This is a genomic window from Desulfosudis oleivorans Hxd3, from assembly GCF_000018405.1.
GTDB lineage: Bacteria > Desulfobacterota > Desulfobacteria > Desulfobacterales > Desulfosudaceae > Desulfosudis > Desulfosudis oleivorans.
Map to the genome: position 1 here is coordinate 1390003 of NC_009943.1, position 19216 is coordinate 1409218.

A 19216-nucleotide genomic window follows, 5' to 3' on the forward strand; every position below is an offset into this window, starting at 1 on the left:
CGATGAAGCGTCTGTTTGTTGAAAATCTTCGACCCGGCGACACTGTGGAAGAGGTGTTTCTGCTCTCGTCCAAGACCCTGGCCCGAAAGAAAGACGGCAATCCGTTTTTGCGGCTGGTGCTGTCCGACAAGACCGGCACCATTGACGCGGTGATGTGGGACAACGTGGAACCCGCCGATGCCGCCGTGGCCGAGGGCATGTTTGTGCGGGCCGCGGGAAATGTTTCCGCCTACAAGGGAACGCCGCAGCTGACCCTGACCGGCCTCGGCCCCTGCGATCCCGGGCAGGTGGATGCCGCTGATTTTCTGCCGGTCACCACCGGCGACGTCAACGCCATGTTCCGGCGCCTGCTGGCCATGACCCGGGCCATGACCAGCCCGGACCTCAAGCAGCTTCTGGAACGGTTCTGGGATGATGACGATTTTGTGGAAAACCGGTTCAAGCGGGCCCCGGCGGCCAAGCTGATGCACCACGCCTACCTGGGCGGGTTGCTGGAACACACCGTGGCCGTGGCGGAACTGGCCCTGGCGGTGGCCGACCGGTACGGCGATCGGCTGGACAGAGACATGCTGCTGGCCGGCGCCATTCTTCACGATATCGGCAAGACCCGGGAGTTTGTCTACGACGTGGTCATCGACTACTCCGACGAGGGACGGCTGCTCAACCACATGGTGCTGGGCATCATGATGGTGGAGGAGAGAATCGCCCAGGTGGAGAACTTCTCCCCGGAGCGGGCCAACCTTGTCAAACACCTGGTGGCCAGCCATCACGGCACCCGGGAGTTCGGCGCGGTGGAACCGCCCAAGACCCTGGAGGCCCTGGTGCTGAACCATATCGACGAGGTGGACTCCAAGGTGGTGGGCATCGGCACCTTCATGGACAGCCAGGATCCCCGCCAGAAGTGGACCGCCTACCATCGGCCCATGGAGCGCTATTTTTACATGGGTAACGGGAAAGAATCTTAGTGTTTATCACGCTTGAAGGTATCGAAGGGGCCGGCAAAACCACCCAGCTTCCCCGCCTGGTCGATTTTCTGGAACAGCACGGACATACCTGTGTAGTCACCCGGGAACCGGGGGGCACCGGCATGGGGCAAAAGATCCGGTCCCTGCTGCTGGATCCGGACAACAGTGATATGTCGCCGGAGACCGAGTTGTTTCTTTACGCGGCGGACCGTGCCCAGCATGTGCGCCGGCTGATCGAACCGGCCCTGGCCGAGGGAAAAACCGTGGTGTGTGACCGGTTTGCCGACGCCACCGAGGTTTACCAGGGGTGGGCCCGGGGCCTTGACATGGAGCTGGTCCAGGTGTTGAACCGGGTCGCCACCGGGGGCCGGAAACCCGACATCACCCTTCTGTTTGACCTGCCGCCGGAGGCAGGCCTGAAAAGGGCCTGGCAGCGCATTGCGCGGAACGGCAAGGAGGCGGCCGACTGCCGGTTTGAAAATGAAAAGATGGCCTTTCATGAGCGGGTGCGGCATGGCTACCTGGACCTGGCCCGGCGGGAACCGGAGCGGTTTGTGGTGATCGACGCGCTCGGGCCGGCGGCCGAAGTGGCCGGCCGGATGATCGCGGCCCTGGAACGGGTGCCGGATATCAATCGCCCGTGAGTCTTCCCGCCACGGAATAATGCGGTTGACGGGGAAAACGGCGTGGGGTAAGAAAAGTGGCGAGGTGCGGCATGTTTGTTGGGTCGATACCGATTTCGATACCGATACCGATACCGATACCGATACCGATTTGGATAGATTGATATGGACCATACTCTGTTAAACAAGATCGGCAACACTCCTTTGGTGGAGATTCGGCGGCTCTCCCCGAATCCGAGGGTTAAAATTTTTGCCAAGCTGGAGTACATGAACCCCGGCGGATCGATCAAGGACCGGGCCGCTGTTGCCATGATCGAAGACGGTGAAGCCTCCGGCCGCCTGACAAAAGAGAAGATCGTGCTGGAGGCCACCAGCGGCAACACCGGCATCGGACTTGCCATGGTGTGCGCCATCAAGGGGTACCGGCTGCTGTTGGCCATGTCCGAGCGGGCCAGTGAAGAGCGCAAGAAGATTCTGCGGGCCCGGGGAGCCGAGATTCTGCTCACGCCCGGCCATCTGGGAACGGACGGCGCCATTGAAGAGGTCTACCGGCTGGCCCGGGAAAACCCGGAAACCTATTTCTGTACCGACCAGTTCAACAACGAGGCCAACTGGAAGGCCCATTACACCGGCACGGCCCAGGAGATATGGGATCAGACCGAGGGAAAGGTGGACGTGGTGGTGGCCACCCTGGGCACCAGCGGAACAGCCATGGGCCTTTCCCGGCGCCTTAAAGAACTCAAACCGGATATTCGCATCGTGGGGGTGGAACCGTTTCTAGGGCACAAGATTCAGGGGCTCAAAAACATGAAGGAGTCCTACCGCCCGGAAATTTTTGAACAGAAGCGGCTGGACGCCAAACCCAACATCGAGGATGAGGCCGCCTACGAAATGACCCGCCGCCTGGCCAGGGAAGAAGGGCTGCTGGTGGGCATGAGCAGCGGGGCCGCCATGCACGTTGCCGCAGAAGAGGCCCGGGCCATGGAAGCCGGCATCATCGTGGTGATCCTGCCGGACAGCGGCGAGCGTTATCTTTCCACCACGCTGTTTGTGGAGCCCGAGAAGAGCGGTGTGGTGCTGTTCAACACCCTGACCCGGGAAAAGGAGGCGTTTGCGCCCCTGGCGCAGGGAAAGGCCTCCATCTATTCCTGCGGCCCCACGGTCCACGCCCGCATGGACCTGGGCCAGTGCCGTCGCATGGTGTTTGCCGATCTGCTTTGCCGTTACCTGGTCTACAGGGGATTCGAGGTCCGGCATATTGTCAATATTACCGATTTTGACGACAGGACCATAGAGGGCGCCCAGAAGGCGGGCATGGACCTGGCCGCGTTTACCGGCACCTACATCGATCTTTTTAAAGCGGATCTCAAGACCCTGCGGGTCCATCCGGCCGACGCCTATCCCCTGGCCAGCCAGGAGGCGCCGGAGATGGTGGCCCTGGTCGAAAAGCTGGTGGACCGAGGCGTGGCCTATGAAAAACTGCGGTCGGTCTATTTTGATATTGCCAGCGCCGAAGGGTATGGCGGGCTTTCCAACATAGACACCAACAAAATTCGGCTGGGCGCCACAGTGGACCTGGACGAATATGAAAAGGAGAACCCCCGGGACTTTACCCTGCTCAAGCGGGCCAAGATGTCCGAGCTCAAGCAAGGATGGTATCTGAAGACCCGTTGGGGCAATGTGCGGCCGTCGTTGCACATTCAATGCGCCGCCATTTCCAGAAAATACCTGGGGGACCGGTTTGATATTCATACCGGCAGCCGGGATCTGGTGTTTCCCCACCATGAAAACGAGATTGCCATTGCCCGGGCCGCCACCGGCCGGGAGCCGGCCCGTTATTGGGTTCACTGCGACAGCGTGCTGGAGTCGGACGACAGTGTGCACTGGAAGACGGCCCGCACCACCCTAGAGCAGGCCCTGGACATGGGGTTTACCGGTCGCCAGCTGCGGTACTGGCTGATTTCCGGCCATTACCGGAAGGCCCTTTCTTTTTCCGCCGATCGTATTGCGGCCGCGGCATCGGCCCTGGCCCGGCTGGACGGCTGCGTCCGGTCGCTGGCCGACCTGGCGGCGAACCCGTCCGCGGAAAGTGCCCGGCAAATGGAAGGCGCGGAACAGGATGTGGACCAGCTGCTCTATGATATCCGGCAGGGATTTGTCGACGCCATGGACGATGACCTGAATGTGTCGGCGGCCCTGGCCAACATTTTTAAAAATGTGAAAACCGTCAACGTGATGCTGGACCAGTCGCGCCTGGACGGCCCGGCCGCGGAAAAGATACAGGACGCCTTTGCCGGCATCGATAGCGTGCTGCAGGTGTTTGATTTTGACCAGACCCCGGCCGACGATCTTTTGCCCGAAGTAAAACAGCTGATGGAACAGCGGGAAGCGGCCCGGAAAGCAAAGGACTGGGAACTGGCGGACCGCCTGCGGGAGACGTTGCGCGACATGGGCGTTTCCGTGACCGATGAAAAGTTGTAAGGACCTGTGATGATACCTATCTATTTTCCTTTTTCCGTTTTGTCCGACCGGACCATGGCCCGCCTGGTCGTCTGTTTTCCGGTCATGGGAATTTACCTGCCTGCAGAAAGCGCCAGGGAACCGGTCCTGGGACTTTGCGGCCAGCCGGAATATCTGGAAACCCGTGTGCCGGCGGCCGACCTGGATGGAGCAGTGGAAGACCTTTACCGGGCCGCCATTCAGTGGAAGGAGGCGACCCTCGGCGCTGACATGTCGTTTGTCAAAACATGGGAAAAGGGTCGCGCCCCCTTTTTTGATGAAACCACCATCTCCTATGTCCGCAATGAGATTTTGAGGCAAAAGAGCGCTGCGGCAACAGCAGCAGATGATCTGGTGGAAGCCAAGCTCTTTATGCGCCTGGCCCTGGACCACGACCTTGGGGAGGCGGAGGTGGCCCGGGGGGTCGGTGCCCTGGAGGCCAGGGAAAAAGCCATTTTTGACACCCTTCGCGGCGAAAGCGGGGATGACGACGATCTTTCCCAGGAGGTGCTGGGCCTGAGTGTTGCCGGTCCGGCGGAAGATGCGGGCACCCGCATGACGGGCCAGCGAATGCGGGCCTGGGCCATGGTGGCGGCCCGCGACACCCTGCCGTCCGCGGTTTTTATCACAGACAGCGAGGCAGTGATAGCCCACATTGAGGCCTGTTTCCCCTCCATGGCACCGGTCGCGGAAATCCCCGGCATTCCTTTTCTGGACGCAGTCACCGATCCGCTGGCCTTGAAAGACTGGCAGGGTGAGCTCTCAGACTTTCTGGAAAAACTGGCCCGCGGCAGGGGAGATGAACGCCTTCCGGCGCCCGCCGCTTTTTTCCATGGCGGCCCGGAGTGGAGTGAAGCCGTCCTGTCCCTTTTTGTTCTTCCCGATACCGGGCCCCGCGCTTTTTTTGAGTTTTTTGCGCCCCGGGTTGCCGGGCACGATGATGTTCCGGACGGGAAAGATATAAAAAATATTATTATCGGAAGGTTAAAAACAGTGTAACCGGCCCGGCGAATTTTCCATAACCGGCTTATAAATCCTTGACTTTGGTTTTTGAAGTGGTATAGAAAATTTTGAATTTCGAATATGGCAAGGTCTTTGGGCGTGCAGCTTTGAGGCCGACACACGGATAATCATAAATAAGGAGGCTTTACAATGGCTTGGCAAGTGACTGTGGATGAGGACAAGTGCAAGGCGTGCGAAGAGTGCGTGGACAACTGCCCGGTGGAAGTGTTTGAGATGGTGGATGGCAAGGCCAATCCTGTCAACATGGACGAGTGCCTGGGTTGCGAGACCTGCGTTGAGGTGTGTGAAGAAAACGCCATCACCGTGGAAGAGATATAGTTAAAAGCAAATCGATTTTTACGGCATGCAATCCCGGCTTTGAAACCCCGTTGTTTTAAAGCCGGGATTTTTTGTTTAAAGGGCCCCTGGGCCCCTTGAACCCTTCAAAAAACGCAACGCCTTTTACAAAAACGCGAGGCCCTTTAAATGGACAGCCGGGCAACCACATCCTTTCCTTCCATGGCTCTCATCCGCCAGGCTCTTTTGCGGGCGCCGATCGTCGATCTGGCAGACGCGGTTGAGCGGGCAATCGGTCCGTACCTGTCGGCCCGGCCGGTAAAACCGGGGGCACGGGTGGCCCTGGCCGTTGGCAGCCGGGGCATTTTCGGCATCGACACCATTGTGCGGGTCTGCGTAAAGGCACTAAAGGACAGGGGACTTGAGCCGTTTATCGTGCCGGCCATGGGCAGCCATGGCGGGGCCACGGCCGACGGCCAGAAAAAGGTGCTGGCCGGTTACGGCATCACCGGGGAAGCCATGGGCGTGCCGGTTGTTTCCGATATGGATACCATGGAGATCGACCGGCTTTCCTGCGGCATGCCGGTACGGGTGTCCAAAACCGCGCTGGAAGCGGATTACATTCTTCCGGTCAACCGCGTCAAACCCCACACCAAGTTTTCCGGCCCCATTGAAAGCGGCCTTGCCAAAATGCTGGCCGTTGGCCTGGGAAAGGCCGATGGCGCGGCCACCATTCACCGGTTTGCAGTGGCCCACTCCTTTGGCGTGATTGAGCAGGCGGCGGAAGTGATCCTGCAACACTGCAACGTGCTGTGCGGACTTGCCCTGGTGGAGGACGGCTGCGGCAATGTATCGCGCATTGAGGCGGTGGCGCCAGAAGAGATGATGGAAAGAGAAAAGGTTCTTTTAAAAGAAGCGTACGCCACGATGGCCCGCATTCCATTTGATCTCCTGGATATTTTGATCGTTGACCGCATCGGCAAGAACATCAGCGGCATCGGCATGGACGCTAATGTGACGGGCCGTCACCGGGACATCACCGGCGATTTTTTTGTCGCTCCCCATGCCCGGCGCATCTTTGTAAGGGATCTGGCTCCCGAATCAGCGGGCAACGCCAACGGCATTGGCCTGGCCGATTTTACCACTTCCCGGCTGGTTTCCGCCATGGACCGGGAAAAGACCTATGCCAACGCTTTGGCCGCCATATCCCCGGAAAAGGCGGCTGTCCCTCCCTGGTTTGACACCGACCGGGAGGCCCTGGCCGCCTGTGGCCGGACCTGCGGGTGCGAGTCGTTTGACACGGCCCGCATCGTTCGCATTTGCGATACCTTCCACCTTGAAACGTTCTGGGTCTCCAAAGCCCTGGAATCGGACATGGCCCGGATCGACGGCCTGGAACGCCTTATCGATTGGGCCCCCATGGCTTTTGATGCCGAGGGCAACCTGTCCGACGGGTTTGAGTGATTACCGCAGCTTATCAAAATCGGTATCGGGATCGAACGGGTAAGGGGTTTTGACCTTAAATGGGTGGTACGGGCCAAGGCCGAAAAGCCTTGCCCGTGGGTCTGTTTGGAGTGGCCGGCCGCGCTCCCCCGTCATCGCCGGGCTTGACCCGGCGATCCAGAATAAAAATGGCCCAATACCCAATCAATAAGGTGGAAAGTCAATTTTACGCTGGATTGCCCGATTCCGCCGTCGCCAAGGCTATGGCGGACACGCAAGCCGGGCAATGACGTATGCGGCGGGTGGCATTCGATAAGGCAGAATAAACTTTAATGGATATCACCCGTTAAACGTAATCTAAACAGGATCGCATGACCAGACAAAAAGCAGAAACTGCCGAAACCGTCACTGTGATGGTCGACACCGCCTTTGGAAAATGCGGTCTGGTCTTTCGGGAAAACCCTTTTACCATTGTGCGGGTTTTTCTGCCCGGCGTATCCATAAGGGGCCGGCAGGGCAGGGCAGGAGGTCATCCTGAAGAGGCCCAGGCCGTGGCCCAGGCCCTGGTTGACTATTTTGACGGCAAAAAAGTAAAACTCCCCTGGCGCTGGTTTGACATGAGCGAGGCAACCCACAATCAGCAAAAAGTGCTGCGAGCCGTGTTTGACATTGCCTATGGAACGGTGCAAAGTTACGGCGAGGTCGCCCGGCGGGCCGGGTTTACCGGCGGGGCCCGGTTTGTGGGAAACACCATGGCAAACAACCGGTTTCCCATATTGATTCCCTGCCACCGGGTGATACGGGCCGACGGTGCTCTGGGCGGATTCGGCGGCGGCACGGACCTGAAAAAGAGAATGATTGAGTTGGAGCAAAAGACGGTTTTGCGTGCCGTCAAATATAATGCGTCTCGATTTCGATCCCGATAGCGATCCCGACCCCGATTTCGATTTGGATAGAGCATCGCCAGCGTCGGTTTTTTTGTTTTTCTAAAACAGGTTTTGGACAAACACAATGCGTTACATAGCGGACCTGCATATTCATTCAGCCTACTCACGGGCCACTTCGTCGGACCTGGATTTTGAGCATCTTTACATCTGGGCCCAGATCAAGGGCATCACCGTATTGGCCACCGGGGACTACACGCACCCGGCCTGGTTTGCCCAGATCTCTGAAAAGCTGGTGCCTGCCGAACCGGGCCTGTTTAGGCTCAAAGATGATCTGGCAAAGGTGTGTGATGCAGAGGTGCCGGCTGCGTGCCGAAGACCGGTGCGGTTTGTGCTGTCCACGGAGATCAGCAATATCTATAAAAAAGCCGGGGCCGTTCGAAAAAACCACAACCTGGTTTTCATGCCCGGTCTGAAGGCAGCGGCCCGGTTTAACGCGAAACTTGGTGCCATTGGCAACATTCAGTCCGACGGCCGGCCCATTCTTGGCATGGATGCCAGAAATCTTTTGGAAACGGCCCTTGAGGTCTCTTCGGACGCCTTTTTTGTGCCGGCCCATGTCTGGACCCCCTGGTTTTCCCTGTTCGGCTCCAGGTCGGGGTTTGACGCCATCGAAGCGTGTTTTGAGGACCTGACCGATCAGGTGTTTGCCCTGGAGACCGGGCTCTCGTCGGACCCGCCCATGAACTGGCGGGTGTCCGGCATTGACGGCCGGACCCTGATCTCCAACTCCGACGCCCACTCTCCGGCCAACCTGGGCCGGGAAGCCAACCTGTTTGACACCGAACTCTCCTACGGCGCCATGATAGATGCCATGAAAACCGGCGACCCGGACCGGTTCCTGGGCACCTACGAGTTTTTCCCGGAAGAGGGCAAGTATCACCTGGACGGGCACCGGGACTGCGGTATTCGCCTGCATCCGGCCCAGACCCGCCAGCACCAGGGGCTCTGCCCGGTGTGCGGAAAACCCCTGACCCTGGGCGTGCTCTACCGGGTGGAGGAGCTGGCCGACCGGGACGAGGGCAGCCTGCCCGCAAAGAGCCACCCCTTTTACAGCATCATTCCCCTGCCGGAGATAATTTCCGAACTGGTGGGGGTGGGCCCCAAGTCCAAAAAGGTGGTCCAGGCCTACCGGTCGGTGCTGGAGCGCCTGGGGCCGGAGTTTGACATTCTTTACCGGCTTCCCGCAGAAGAGATCGTTCAAAGCGGATTGCCCCTGCTGGATGTCGCTGTATCGCGCATGCGGGAGGGCAAGGTAACACGGTCTGCCGGTTATGACGGCGCCTACGGCCGGGTGACCCTTTTTTCAGACGGTGAGATCGAACGGCTCAAAGGCGAACAGCATCTTTTTGCCGTGCCAAATGCTCCTGCGCCGGCAAAACAGGTCCCGCTGGTTGCGGCTCCCCGCCAGGCCTCTCTTTTTGAGGCGCCGGACGTTGTTCCAGCCCCGGTCGTGGCCGAACCGGAAAACATAACCGCCGGTCTTAGCACGGCCCAACTGGCCGCAGTTAATCACGGCGCCGGCCCCATGGTGATCGTGGCCGGGCCGGGCTCGGGCAAGACCCGGACCATCACCTGCCGTATGGCCCACCTGATACAGGCACGGCAGGTGCCGGCCGGTGCGGTTCTGGCCATTACCTTTACCAATCGGGCGGCCCGGGAGATGGCCGATCGCCTGGCCGCCATGCTGGGCGGCAACACCGATCTTCCCTTTGTCTCCACCTTTCACGGGTTTTGCCTGGGCCTGCTGCGGGAGCAGGGCGGTTTTGACGCCGTGGTACTGGATGAGTATGACCGGCGTATCCTGGCAAAAACGGTGCTCAAACGGGCCGCGGCCGGCAAGGCGGATGGCCTGCCCGGTCCGGACCGGCTGCTGGACATGATTGCGTCGGCCAAGCAGGCCATGCTGGGGCCCGGTGATGACCTGTCGGGTGTGGCACGGGAGACGGCCCCCGATCTTCTGGCAACCCTTTACGGCGACTACCAGGCGTTGCTGGCCGAAAACAGCGGCTGCGATTACGAAGACCTGATCTGCCGGGCCGTGGACCTGCTGGAAGGCCATAAGGATGTGCGGCAGACCGCGCAGCAGCGGTTTGTTTATATATTCGTGGATGAGTACCAGGATGTGAACCACGCCCAGTACCGCCTGATCCAGGCACTGGCGCCGGCCGGCGGCAACATCTGCGTGATCGGGGATCCGGACCAGGCCATCTATGGGTTTCGCGGTGCCAGCGCCGCCTATTTCCAGACCTTTGAAACCGACTACCCCGGGGCCGCCCGCTTTTTTCTGGAAAAAAATTACCGCTCCACCCAGACCATTGTGTCCGCCGCTTATCATGTGATCACCGGTCAGGACGATGACCCGGGCCGGGTTCGGGTTTACTCGGACATTGCCGGTGTTCCCGTTGTCACCGTGGCAAGGCTTGCCTCGGAGCGGGCCGAGGCGGTTTTCGCGGGCCGGACCATTGAGCGAATGGTGGGGGGGCTCGGTTTTCATTCCGTTGATTTTGGCAAGGCCGGATACGAGGCCCCTGCCGGGCTCGGGTTTGCCGATTTTGCCGTGCTGTGCCGGACCCGTCGCCAGACGGAAGTTTTTGCCGATGTCCTTGAGTCAGCGGGCATTCCCTGCCACGTGGTGAGCAAACAGAGAATTTACGCGGCCCGGGGCGTGGGCGAAGCGATTTCCCTGCTGCGGCTGGCAGAAGGGCAGGCCACCTTTATCGACCTGGAAAAGGCCGGAGGAGTGCTTTACGGCGCCACCGCGGCAAAAAAGCAGGCTGTGATTTCCGCGTGGGCAAAAGAGCGCAACCTGCCGGCGGCCGAGGTCCTTGCCGCCACCGAGCGGTTTCCGGTGCCCGGCCTTTCCCAGGCGGCCCAGCGCCGGCTGGCCGGGGCGGCCCGCACCGTGGCGGAGTTAAAGGCCCGAACCGGCCATCTTCCGGTTGCCGGGCGGCTGCGCTTTCTGATAGAAAACATGGAACCGCTTGCGACCCTTGTAAACGGGAGTAAAAAGAATCGGGAAGCTTTTGACGCGGCGGTTGAAGCGGCCCGGCCCGCGGGCACGGACGCAACCGCTTTTTTTGATACCGTGGCCCTGGCCGCGGATGCCGATGCCGTTATGCCGGGTGTGGACCGGGTGCGGCTAATGACCCTGCACGCGGCCAAGGGCCTTGAGTTTGCCGTGGTGTTTGTGGCCGGCTGCGAAGAGGACCTGGTTCCGTTTTCGGGATATGGCGACAGGGCGACGGATATTGACGAGGAGCGGCGGCTTTTTTACGTGGCCATGACCCGGGCAAAAGAGCGGCTTTTTTTGACCTGGGCGAAAAACCGCACCCTTTACGGCAAAAGAAAGGCCTGCACCCTTTCCCGGTTCGTGGCGGATATCGAAGGCGACCTGAAGGAGCAGGCCGAGGTGGAAACAGGCAGGCCGCCCAAAGACGGGCATGTACAGATGGAACTGTTTTAATGTCCTTTTCTTTGGCGCAAAGAAAAGGACCAAAAGAAACATGCCCTTGCAGCTTGGCCTCTGGCTCGCCACGCCACAGGCGTGGCTGCCCTCGCGCAAACGCTTTTTTTGGCGCGGTCAGGAACTCGTTCGCCCGCGGCGAACTCAGACAGCCTGACCGCTTTCTTCCGAAAAAAGCATTCGCGCTCGGCTGCGCTGCAACGGGCGGGACAACCGTTTCTGCCATTGAGGAGTGAAACGGCTAATGGAATAATGAGGAGCAACATGGAAGAGCGGATGATTGAGACAAAAACACTGGCCAACGGCCTTGAGATGAGCATCTATGACGCCTCCCGGAAAATAGCCGGAGACCGGTGGTATGTGGTGCTGCTGGCCAGGGTGGTGGTGCCGGTGCGGGAGGGTTTCCTGGGGCAGGGCGCTGATGCCATGGACCCGGCCGATGTGCAAAAAGCCCTGGGAGAAATCGTGGTGTTTGAACAGCGGCGGGAGCGTAATTTTGTCGATGATAATGACAAAACAGCGGTGTTCGACAACCTTTACCAGACCTTTTCATCCGGTACCGGTTCATATGTGGCCCATCCTGATTTCCCGGCGCGGTTTATCAAAAAACGGCTTTCAGAATGTTTGGCAGGATAGATTTCCCGTGCTAAAATAATACATCATTTATGAGATGGAAAATGGCGTCAACGGGACGATCAGGCGGCAGGTGACGGAATGACACATTACAGGATCATAAGAGGGCCGGCAGGGCGGATGCTTCTGGCACTTCTTTTTGTTGTTGCCGGGCCGTCGTTTCTGAATGCCGATGTCTACAAGCACATCGACAAGGACGGTGTGCTCCATTTTACCGACCGGCCCGGGGGTGACGGATTTTATCTTTACCTGTCGGTGGACGAAAAGGGTTCCACCGCTTATGACCGATCCGACTATGACACCTGGATTCAGGAGGCGGCGGGAAAATACCGGATCTCTTTCGGTCTGCTCAAGGCCCTGATCAAGGTGGAATCCAATTTCAACGCCCGGGCCGTCTCTCCGGCCGGCGCAAAGGGGCTGATGCAGATCATGCCCCACAATTTCCGGGCACTCGATATTCGTGACCCCTTTGACCCCTACCAGAACATCATGGGCGGCGCCCGGTATCTTCGAGAAATGCTCAACCGGCATAACGGCAACCTGCAACTGGCCCTGGCCGCCTACAATGCCGGGCCCAATGCCGTGGCCCGGTATGGCCGCGTTCCTCCCTATACCGAGACCATGGACTACGTCCGGAAGGTGATGAAGTATTATATCGTTTACAAATAAACGGTCGCCTTCCATCTCTCCCCCGGTTATTTCATCCGGCTGATTTTTGCCTCGAAAGGCCCGAAAAGCACCGGCAAACGCCTTGCAATCCGCCGGTCTCTGGACTACAATCAGCGCAATGATTTTTCGAAAAACGGCGGGGCTTTATCCGTAGCGAACCGGAAGGATGGCAAAACGGGATGGAACCGATTCAGGGCGTTGTGCTGGGCATCATTCAGGGGCTGACCGAGTTTCTGCCGGTGTCCAGCTCCGGTCATCTGGTGCTGGTCCAGCACCTGTTCGGCATCACCGAACCGGCCCTCTTCTTTGACGTGAGCCTGCACATGGGCACCCTTCTGGCGGTGCTGATCGTCTTTCGCAAGGACCTCGGAATGATGGCGGTATCGGTGGGGCGGGGTATTGTCGCCATGTTCGGCGGCATTGCCCCCCGGTCCGACCGGGACGCCGAAGGGCTGAAACTGGCGCTGCTGATCGTTGTGGGGTCGGTGCCGACAGCCATTCTGGGGCTCGGGCTCAAACAGGTAGACCACCTGTTTTTCTCCCTGCCCCTGGTGGGGGCCATGCTTCTGGTCACCGGCACCCTGTTGTGGCTGACCCGGGATCGGGACACCGGAGGCGTCGGCGTGTCCGGGTTTTCAAAGGGCCGTGCCTTCTGGATCGGCATGGTCCAGGGGCTGGCCGTGCTGCCCGGCATCTCCAGGTCCGGGGCCACCATTGCCGCAGGGCTTTTTCTGGGGCTGGATCGGGCCACTGCGGCGCGGTTTTCTTTTCTGCTCTGCATTCCGGCCATTGTCGGCGCTGAACTGCTTTCCGCCGTAGACCTGTTTTCCGGGCATGCACGGCTGGATCTGGCCACGGTGCTGGGCTCCCTGACCGCGTTTGTCGTGGGCTATGGCGCATTGAAAGTGCTGATCCGGATTGTGCAGCAGGGCCGGTTCTATCTTTTTGCCCCGTACTGTTTCATTCTGGGTGGCGTGACGCTCTGGATCGGTATGAGGTAAAAGGGGCCGATGGGAGCAAGGCGGTTTTTTTTGAGGCGATTTTGATCCCGATCCCGATAACGATTTCGGAAGAGGGAATATTTTTTAAAAGGACACAAGGAGGGACCTGATGGACGCAAAAATTTTCAGGGAATATGACATTCGCGGCGTAGCCGGCACTGATCTTACTGAAGCCGACGTGCTGCTGATCGGCAAGGCCGCCGGCACCTACCTGCGGAACCACGGCAAGTCTTTTGCCGCCGTGGGCCGGGACTGCCGCCTGACCTCACCCTCCTACGCGGAGAAAATCATTGAGGGACTTCGGTCCACCGGGTGCGATGTGCTGGATCTGGGCATTTGTCCCACACCGGTGTTCTATTTTGCCATTCACCATTTTAAAACCGGGGGCGGGGTCATGATAACGGCCAGCCACAACCCGCCCGAGTACAACGGGTTCAAGCTCTGCATCGATCTGGATTCCATTCACGGCAAGGACATTTTAAAACTCAAGAAGATCATTGACTCAGGGGATTTTGTCTCCGGGTCCGGTTCCCTGGAGTCCGCCGATCCGGTGGCGCCCTACCGTCAATACGTGGAGTCCAACATCTCTATTTCGCGGAAGCTCAAGGTGGGGGTGGACGCCGGCAACGGCACGGCCGGCGTGGTGGCGGTGCCGGTTCTCAAGGCCCTGGGCTGCGAGGTCCATGACATTTACTGCGATATGGACGGCACCTTTCCCAACCACGAGGCCGACCCCACGGTGCTCAAGAACATGGCTGATCTCATCACCATGGTGCGCGAGAAAAAACTGGACGTGGGCATCGGGTATGACGGCGACGGGGACAGAATCGGCGTGGTGGATGAAAACGGTAACATTGTATACGGCGACAAGCTGATCATTCTGTTTGCCCGGGAGATCCTCTCCCGCAAACCCGGCGCGGTCTTTGTGTCCGAGGTCAAGTGTTCCAAGGTGATGTACGACGACATTGAGAAGCACGGGGGCCGGGCCATCATGTGGAAAACCGGCCACTCCCTGATCAAGGCCAAGATGAAGGAAGAAAAAGCGGCCCTGGCCGGGGAGATGAGCGGCCATATCTTTTTTGCCGACCGGTACCTGGGCTATGACGACGCCATCTATTCCTCCTGTCGTCTGCTGGAGCTGATCGCCGACGCGGGCAACCCGATCTCCTCCCTGCTGTCCGACATTCCCAAAACATTTACCACCCCGGAAATCCGCGTGGAGTGCCCGGACGACAAGAAGTTTGACCTGGTAAAAAGGGTCACCGAGCATTTTCGAAAGACCCACAAGGTGGTGGACATCGACGGTGTGCGGGTGCTCTTTGACGACGGTTGGGGGCTGGTGCGGGCCTCCAACACCCAGCCGGCCCTGGTGATGCGATTTGAAGCCATGTCCGAAGACCGGTTGGCCGAGATTCAAAAACTGGTGGAAGACGCGGTGGATCTCTTTAAATAGGCGACTCTTTGCTTTTATCCAAATCGGGATCGGTATCGGTATCGGAATCGCATCGATCTCGACTTTGATTATCACAGGATGGCTACAGCCCTTATGGATTATATATCAACAGACGCGGCGCCGGCGGCAGTGGGCCCTTATTCGCAGGCGGTCAAAAGCGGAAACCTGCTTTTCTGTTCCGGTTCGATCGGGCTGGTGCCCGGCGCGAAAATGCTGGCGGGAACCGATACGGCAAGCCAGGCCCGGCAGGCCCTGGAAAACATGGGCGCCGTGCTGAAGGCCGCCGGCCTGGGACCGGATCAGGTGGTTAAAACAACGATCTTTCTTGTGGACATGGCTGATTTTGCCCTGGTCAATGACATTTATGCCGGTTTTTTCGGGGGCCACAAGCCGGCCCGTTCCACGGTCCAGGTGGCGGGCCTGCCCCTGGGGGCCCGTGTGGAGATTGAGTGTATGGCCGTCTTTTCATAATCATGGCGGCTTATAGGGGCAGAAAAAGTACATGACAACACTGATTCAAAACGGCTTGCTGGTGCTGGCATCCGCCTCGCCGCGGCGTAAATACCTTCTGGAACAGGCAGGACTCTCTTTTACCGTTCAGGAAAGCAGCGTGGACGAAGCGGCTGAACCCTGGACCGGGAACCCGGAAAAATACACCACCACCCTGGCCCTGGCCAAGGCCAATGACGTGGCTGTCGCGCGGCCGGACAGCTGGGTGGTGGGGGCCGACACCATCGTGGTGATGGACGGCGACCTTCTGGGAAAGCCGGACTCCGTGGCCGATGCCCGGCGCATGCTGGGCCGGCTTTCCGGCGCCACGCACCGGGTCTATACCGGGTTTGCCGTGGTGTGCCGGAACAGGGACCATGTTTATACCGAGGTGGTGGAAAGCCAGGTGACCTTTAAACCACTTTTCAATGACGAGATAGAGTGGTATGTTTCCACCCGTGAACCTTATGATAAGGCCGGTGCGTACGCCATTCAGGGACTTGGAACCTTTTTCATCCAATCCGTCAACGGCTCCTACACAAATGTTGTGGGGTTGCCTGTCTGTGAAGTGATGACCCATCTGCTGGCCCATAAGGTCGTCGGTCTTCCCCGTACCGGGAAGCTCCAATCTACATGACAAAGGTGTTCTAAAATGAAAAAGCTGTTGCTGGTTCTGCCCCGCCATGAGCAGGGGTTCTGGGGCCATGTTTCCAAATCCGGCAAGGCGGGAATGGTCCGGTTGAGCCTGTCCACTGTGGCGGCCCTGACCCCGGACCACTGGCAGGTGGAGATTCTCGACTCACGGGTGACGCCGGTGAATTATGACGCACCGGTGGACCTGGTGGGGATCACCGCCTTTACCGCCGAGATTCCCAGCGCCTATAAAATCGCCGACGGCTTTCGGCAAAAGGGCACCCCCGTGGTCATGGGCGGGTTTCACGTGTCGGCCCTGCCGGACGAGGCCCTTGAACATGCCGACAGCGTGGTGGTGGGCGAGGCCGAGCCGGTGTGGAAGCGAGTGCTGGCCGATGTCGAAGCAGGGCACCTGCAACCGGTTTACAAGGCCGAACGGGTAGTTGACATGAACCACATGGCCGTTCCCTGCCGCCACCTGCTGAGCCGAGACATGTATTCCACCGGGTTTTACACCATTCAGGCGACCCGGGGGTGCCCCTACAACTGTGAGTACTGCGCGGTCTCCGCCTTTTTCGGGCGGACCTACCGGACCCGGCCCGTTGACCAGGTGATCGAAGAGATCAAAGGGTTTGACACGAAAAATTTCTTTTTCGTGGACGACAACATCACCGGCAAGGTCGATTATGCCAAAAAACTTTTTCGCGCGCTGACACCCTTAAAGCGTACCTGGGGGGGGCAGACCGCCATCACCATCGCCAAGGACGAGGAGCTGCTCTCCCTGTACGCGAAAAGCGGGGGGCAGTATGCGTTTATCGGGTTTGAATCGCTGTCTGAAAAAAATCTTGCCCGCATGAACAAGTCCTGGAATTCACCGGAGACCTATGTGAAGGCGATCGCCAAGATTCATAAAAAGGGCATCAACATTCTGGGCAGCTTTATCTTCGGCCTGGATGATGATGATCCGGGCGTGTTTCAGCGCACCGTGGAGTTTGTTCGCAAAAGCAAGATTGACGCGGCCCAGTTTCATATTCTGACCCCTTTTCCCGGCACGCGGCTTTTTGATAAGATGGCCGCGGACGGCCGTATCACCAGCCGGGACTGGGGCCGGTACCACACCAGCGATGTGGTGTTTTCCCCGTCCGCCATGAGCGCGGAGGAGCTTCAGAACGGTTACTGGTGGGCCTTTCGCAAAAGCTATTCCATCGCCAACACCTTAAAACGGTGCCTGCGAAGCCCGCGCAATATCAAGTCCCGGGTGGCCCTGAACCTGGGTTATCGGAAAAAAGCCATGCAGATGCCGAACCCGGATATCCATAAAATTTTTCAACATTCCTGAATGCGATTTCCGGGTTGAGGCGGCGATGTATGGAATAGGGATGTGACGTGAAGGACAAGCTGGAACAGATAAGAGAACGGATTCAAGCCGCAACCGAGGCGTGCGGCCGGGATCCGGCAACCGTCCGGCTGGTGGCGGTAAGCAAGACCCAGCCGGTTTCCCGTATCGCGGAGGCCATTGCCGCCGGCGCCACCGACCTGGGTGAAAACTACATTCAGGAAGCCAAAGAGAAAATCGAATCCCTGGCCGGCCATTCGGTCTGCTGGCATTTTATCGGCCACCTTCAATCCAACAAGGCAAAAATCGCGGTGTCCCTGTTTGACTGGATTCATACCGTGGATTCGGTCAAGCTGGCCGCGGAGATCGACAAGCACGCGGCCAAACTGGGGAAAGTCCAGAAAATTCTCATCCAGGTCAACACCGGGCAGGAAAGGTCCAAATCGGGGGTGGCCCCCGAAGACATGGCCGGCCTGGTGACCGAGATCAGCCGGTTCGCGCACGTTACCGTTCAGGGTCTGATGGCCATCCCCCCGTTTTACGCCGATCCCGAGGCGGTGCGGCCCCATTTTAAAAAGCTGCGCATGCTGCGGGACGCGATTGAAAAACAGCAAATTCCCAATGTTGTCATGGAAGAACTCTCCATGGGCATGAGCGGCGATTTTGATGCGGCTATCGCGGAAGGGGCCACCATGGTCCGCATCGGCACGGCCATATTCGGAGCCCGGCAATGAAGGTCCTGATTCACATCTGCTGCGCGCCCTGTTCCATCTATCCGGTACGGGTGCTGCGGGAAGCGGGCATGGAGGTAATGGGGTTTTTCTACCGGTATAACATTCACCCCTTTACCGAGTGTCTGAAACGGGAGAATGCCCTGAAAGACTATACCCCGTCCATTGACCTGCCCGTGATCTATCAGCAGGGCTACGACATCGAGCAGTTTTTTCGCAGCGCGGTTTACCGGGAGTCCCGGCGGTGCCTGGGCTGCTACCACGAACGGCTCAGGACCACGGCCCGCATGGCCAAAAAGGGAAAATTCGACGCGTTCACCTCAACGCTTCTTTACAGCAAGTTTCAGAACCACGAGGCCATTCGGGAGATCGGCGAATCCGAGGGCAAAGCCGCGGGCGTGCCGTTTTATTACCAGGATTTTCGTGACGGGTGGAAAGAGGGCATTGCCGTGTCAAAGGAGCTGGGCATGTACCGCCAGCAGTACTGCGGCTGCATCTACAGCGAAAAGGAGCGGTACTACGACAAGTCGTAAGAAAGAAGGGCTCAGAACATCTCTTTAAGATAGAAAAAAAGCACCGTGATGCAGTAGGCCAGCTTGAGGGCCATGCCCACGATGTTGCCCACCACCACGCCCCACCCGGCACGCAGGGCAAGGCTTGTCGTTTTGCCGGCCACCATCTCGCCGATCACCGCGCCTGCCACGGCTCCCAGGAAAATACCAAAGGGCGGAAAAATAAAAAGGCCGATCAGCATGCCGCCGGCAGACCCCCATATCCCCGCCTTTGTGGCCCCGTACCGCCGGGCCCCGGCAATGGAGGCCACGTAATCCAGCACCACGGAGAGCAGGACCGCCAGCACCCCCATGACCACCAGAAAGGTAAGGCCAAAGGGCTGCCACTCTTTTGCCATGCTGAGAAGGATCAGGGCCAGATAGCTTAACACCGGGCCGGGCACCACCGGCAGCAGGCAGCCGGCAATACCGGCCAGTGCCAGCAGAATACCGAGAATGATCAAAGTAACGGATGCCATGA

General features: G+C 59.0%; 18 protein-coding genes. 17 read left to right on the plus strand and 1 reads right to left on the minus strand.

What is annotated here, in order from left to right; translation table 11 throughout:
• Positions 1 to 2: 2 nt before the first annotated feature.
• From DOLE_RS05960 to DOLE_RS06045, 17 genes are all read left to right on the plus strand, one after another.
• Positions 3 to 965: a 3'-5' exoribonuclease YhaM family protein gene (locus DOLE_RS05960; RefSeq protein ID WP_012174588.1), complete on the plus strand. Its 963-nt coding sequence runs from the start codon at positions 3 to 5 to the stop codon at positions 963 to 965.
• Positions 965 to 1609 (plus strand): dTMP kinase, encoded by a 645-nt coding sequence (gene tmk, locus DOLE_RS05965; RefSeq protein WP_012174589.1) that lies wholly within the window; start codon positions 965 to 967, stop codon positions 1607 to 1609. Before DOLE_RS05960 ends, tmk begins: the two co-directional genes overlap by 1 nt.
• Positions 1610 to 1753: 144 nt before the next feature.
• Positions 1754 to 4069 carry a cysteine--tRNA ligase gene (gene cysS, locus DOLE_RS05970; RefSeq protein WP_012174590.1) on the plus strand — a complete coding sequence of 772 codons (2316 nt, stop codon included), beginning with the start codon at positions 1754 to 1756 and terminating at the stop codon, positions 4067 to 4069.
• A 9-nt stretch (positions 4070 to 4078) separates the two neighbouring features.
• A complete protein-coding gene (locus DOLE_RS05975; protein ID WP_012174591.1) occupies positions 4079 to 5086 on the plus strand; it encodes a hypothetical protein in 1008 nt (335 codons plus the stop codon).
• Positions 5087 to 5239: 153 nt separating this feature from the next.
• Positions 5240 to 5428: a ferredoxin gene (locus tag DOLE_RS05980; RefSeq protein ID WP_012174592.1), complete on the plus strand. Its 189-nt coding sequence runs from the start codon at positions 5240 to 5242 to the stop codon at positions 5426 to 5428.
• Positions 5429 to 5575: 147 nt separating this feature from the next.
• Positions 5576 to 6850 carry a nickel pincer cofactor-dependent isomerase, group 22 gene (locus DOLE_RS05985; RefSeq protein WP_012174593.1) on the plus strand — a complete coding sequence of 425 codons (1275 nt, stop codon included), beginning with the start codon at positions 5576 to 5578 and terminating at the stop codon, positions 6848 to 6850.
• 350 nt (positions 6851 to 7200) lie between these two features.
• Entirely contained in the window at positions 7201 to 7755 is a 555-nt protein-coding gene (locus DOLE_RS17130) for a methylated-DNA--[protein]-cysteine S-methyltransferase (protein WP_012174594.1), read from the plus strand.
• Positions 7756 to 7840: 85 nt separating this feature from the next.
• Positions 7841 to 11239 carry a UvrD-helicase domain-containing protein gene (locus DOLE_RS06000; RefSeq protein WP_012174595.1) on the plus strand — a complete coding sequence of 1133 codons (3399 nt, stop codon included), beginning with the start codon at positions 7841 to 7843 and terminating at the stop codon, positions 11237 to 11239.
• Between the two features lie 276 nt (positions 11240 to 11515).
• A complete protein-coding gene (locus tag DOLE_RS06005; RefSeq protein WP_167320852.1) occupies positions 11516 to 11875 on the plus strand; it encodes a hypothetical protein in 360 nt (119 codons plus the stop codon).
• 78 nt (positions 11876 to 11953) lie between these two features.
• Entirely contained in the window at positions 11954 to 12541 is a 588-nt protein-coding gene (locus DOLE_RS06010) for a lytic transglycosylase domain-containing protein (RefSeq protein ID WP_012174597.1), read from the plus strand.
• A gap of 179 nt (positions 12542 to 12720) precedes the next feature.
• Entirely contained in the window at positions 12721 to 13542 is an 822-nt protein-coding gene (locus DOLE_RS06015; RefSeq protein WP_012174598.1) for an undecaprenyl-diphosphate phosphatase, read from the plus strand.
• 109 nt (positions 13543 to 13651) lie between these two features.
• The gene (locus DOLE_RS06020; protein WP_012174599.1) at positions 13652 to 14995 is read left to right on the plus strand and encodes a phosphomannomutase/phosphoglucomutase; all 1344 of its coding nucleotides are present in this window, start codon (positions 13652 to 13654) and stop codon (positions 14993 to 14995) included.
• Positions 14996 to 15088: 93 nt separating this feature from the next.
• Entirely contained in the window at positions 15089 to 15466 is a 378-nt protein-coding gene (locus DOLE_RS06025) for a RidA family protein (RefSeq protein WP_041280390.1), read from the plus strand.
• 31 nt (positions 15467 to 15497) lie between these two features.
• A complete protein-coding gene (locus DOLE_RS06030; RefSeq protein WP_012174601.1) occupies positions 15498 to 16121 on the plus strand; it encodes a Maf family protein in 624 nt (207 codons plus the stop codon).
• A gap of 15 nt (positions 16122 to 16136) precedes the next feature.
• Positions 16137 to 17456 carry a B12-binding domain-containing radical SAM protein gene (locus DOLE_RS06035; RefSeq protein WP_012174602.1) on the plus strand — a complete coding sequence of 440 codons (1320 nt, stop codon included), beginning with the start codon at positions 16137 to 16139 and terminating at the stop codon, positions 17454 to 17456.
• A 47-nt stretch (positions 17457 to 17503) separates the two neighbouring features.
• Positions 17504 to 18187 carry a YggS family pyridoxal phosphate-dependent enzyme gene (locus tag DOLE_RS06040; RefSeq protein ID WP_012174603.1) on the plus strand — a complete coding sequence of 228 codons (684 nt, stop codon included), beginning with the start codon at positions 17504 to 17506 and terminating at the stop codon, positions 18185 to 18187.
• On the plus strand, positions 18184 to 18717 hold the full coding sequence (locus tag DOLE_RS06045) for an epoxyqueuosine reductase QueH (RefSeq protein WP_012174604.1): 534 nt from the start codon (positions 18184 to 18186) through the stop codon (positions 18715 to 18717). Before DOLE_RS06040 ends, DOLE_RS06045 begins: the two co-directional genes overlap by 4 nt.
• 11 nt (positions 18718 to 18728) lie before the next feature.
• Here the strand turns inward: DOLE_RS06045 and DOLE_RS06050 are convergent, their stop codons facing one another.
• Positions 18729 to 19214, minus strand: a complete 486-nt coding sequence (locus DOLE_RS06050) for a DUF456 domain-containing protein (protein WP_012174605.1) — start codon at positions 19212 to 19214, stop codon at positions 18729 to 18731.
• Positions 19215 to 19216 lie beyond the last annotated feature (2 nt).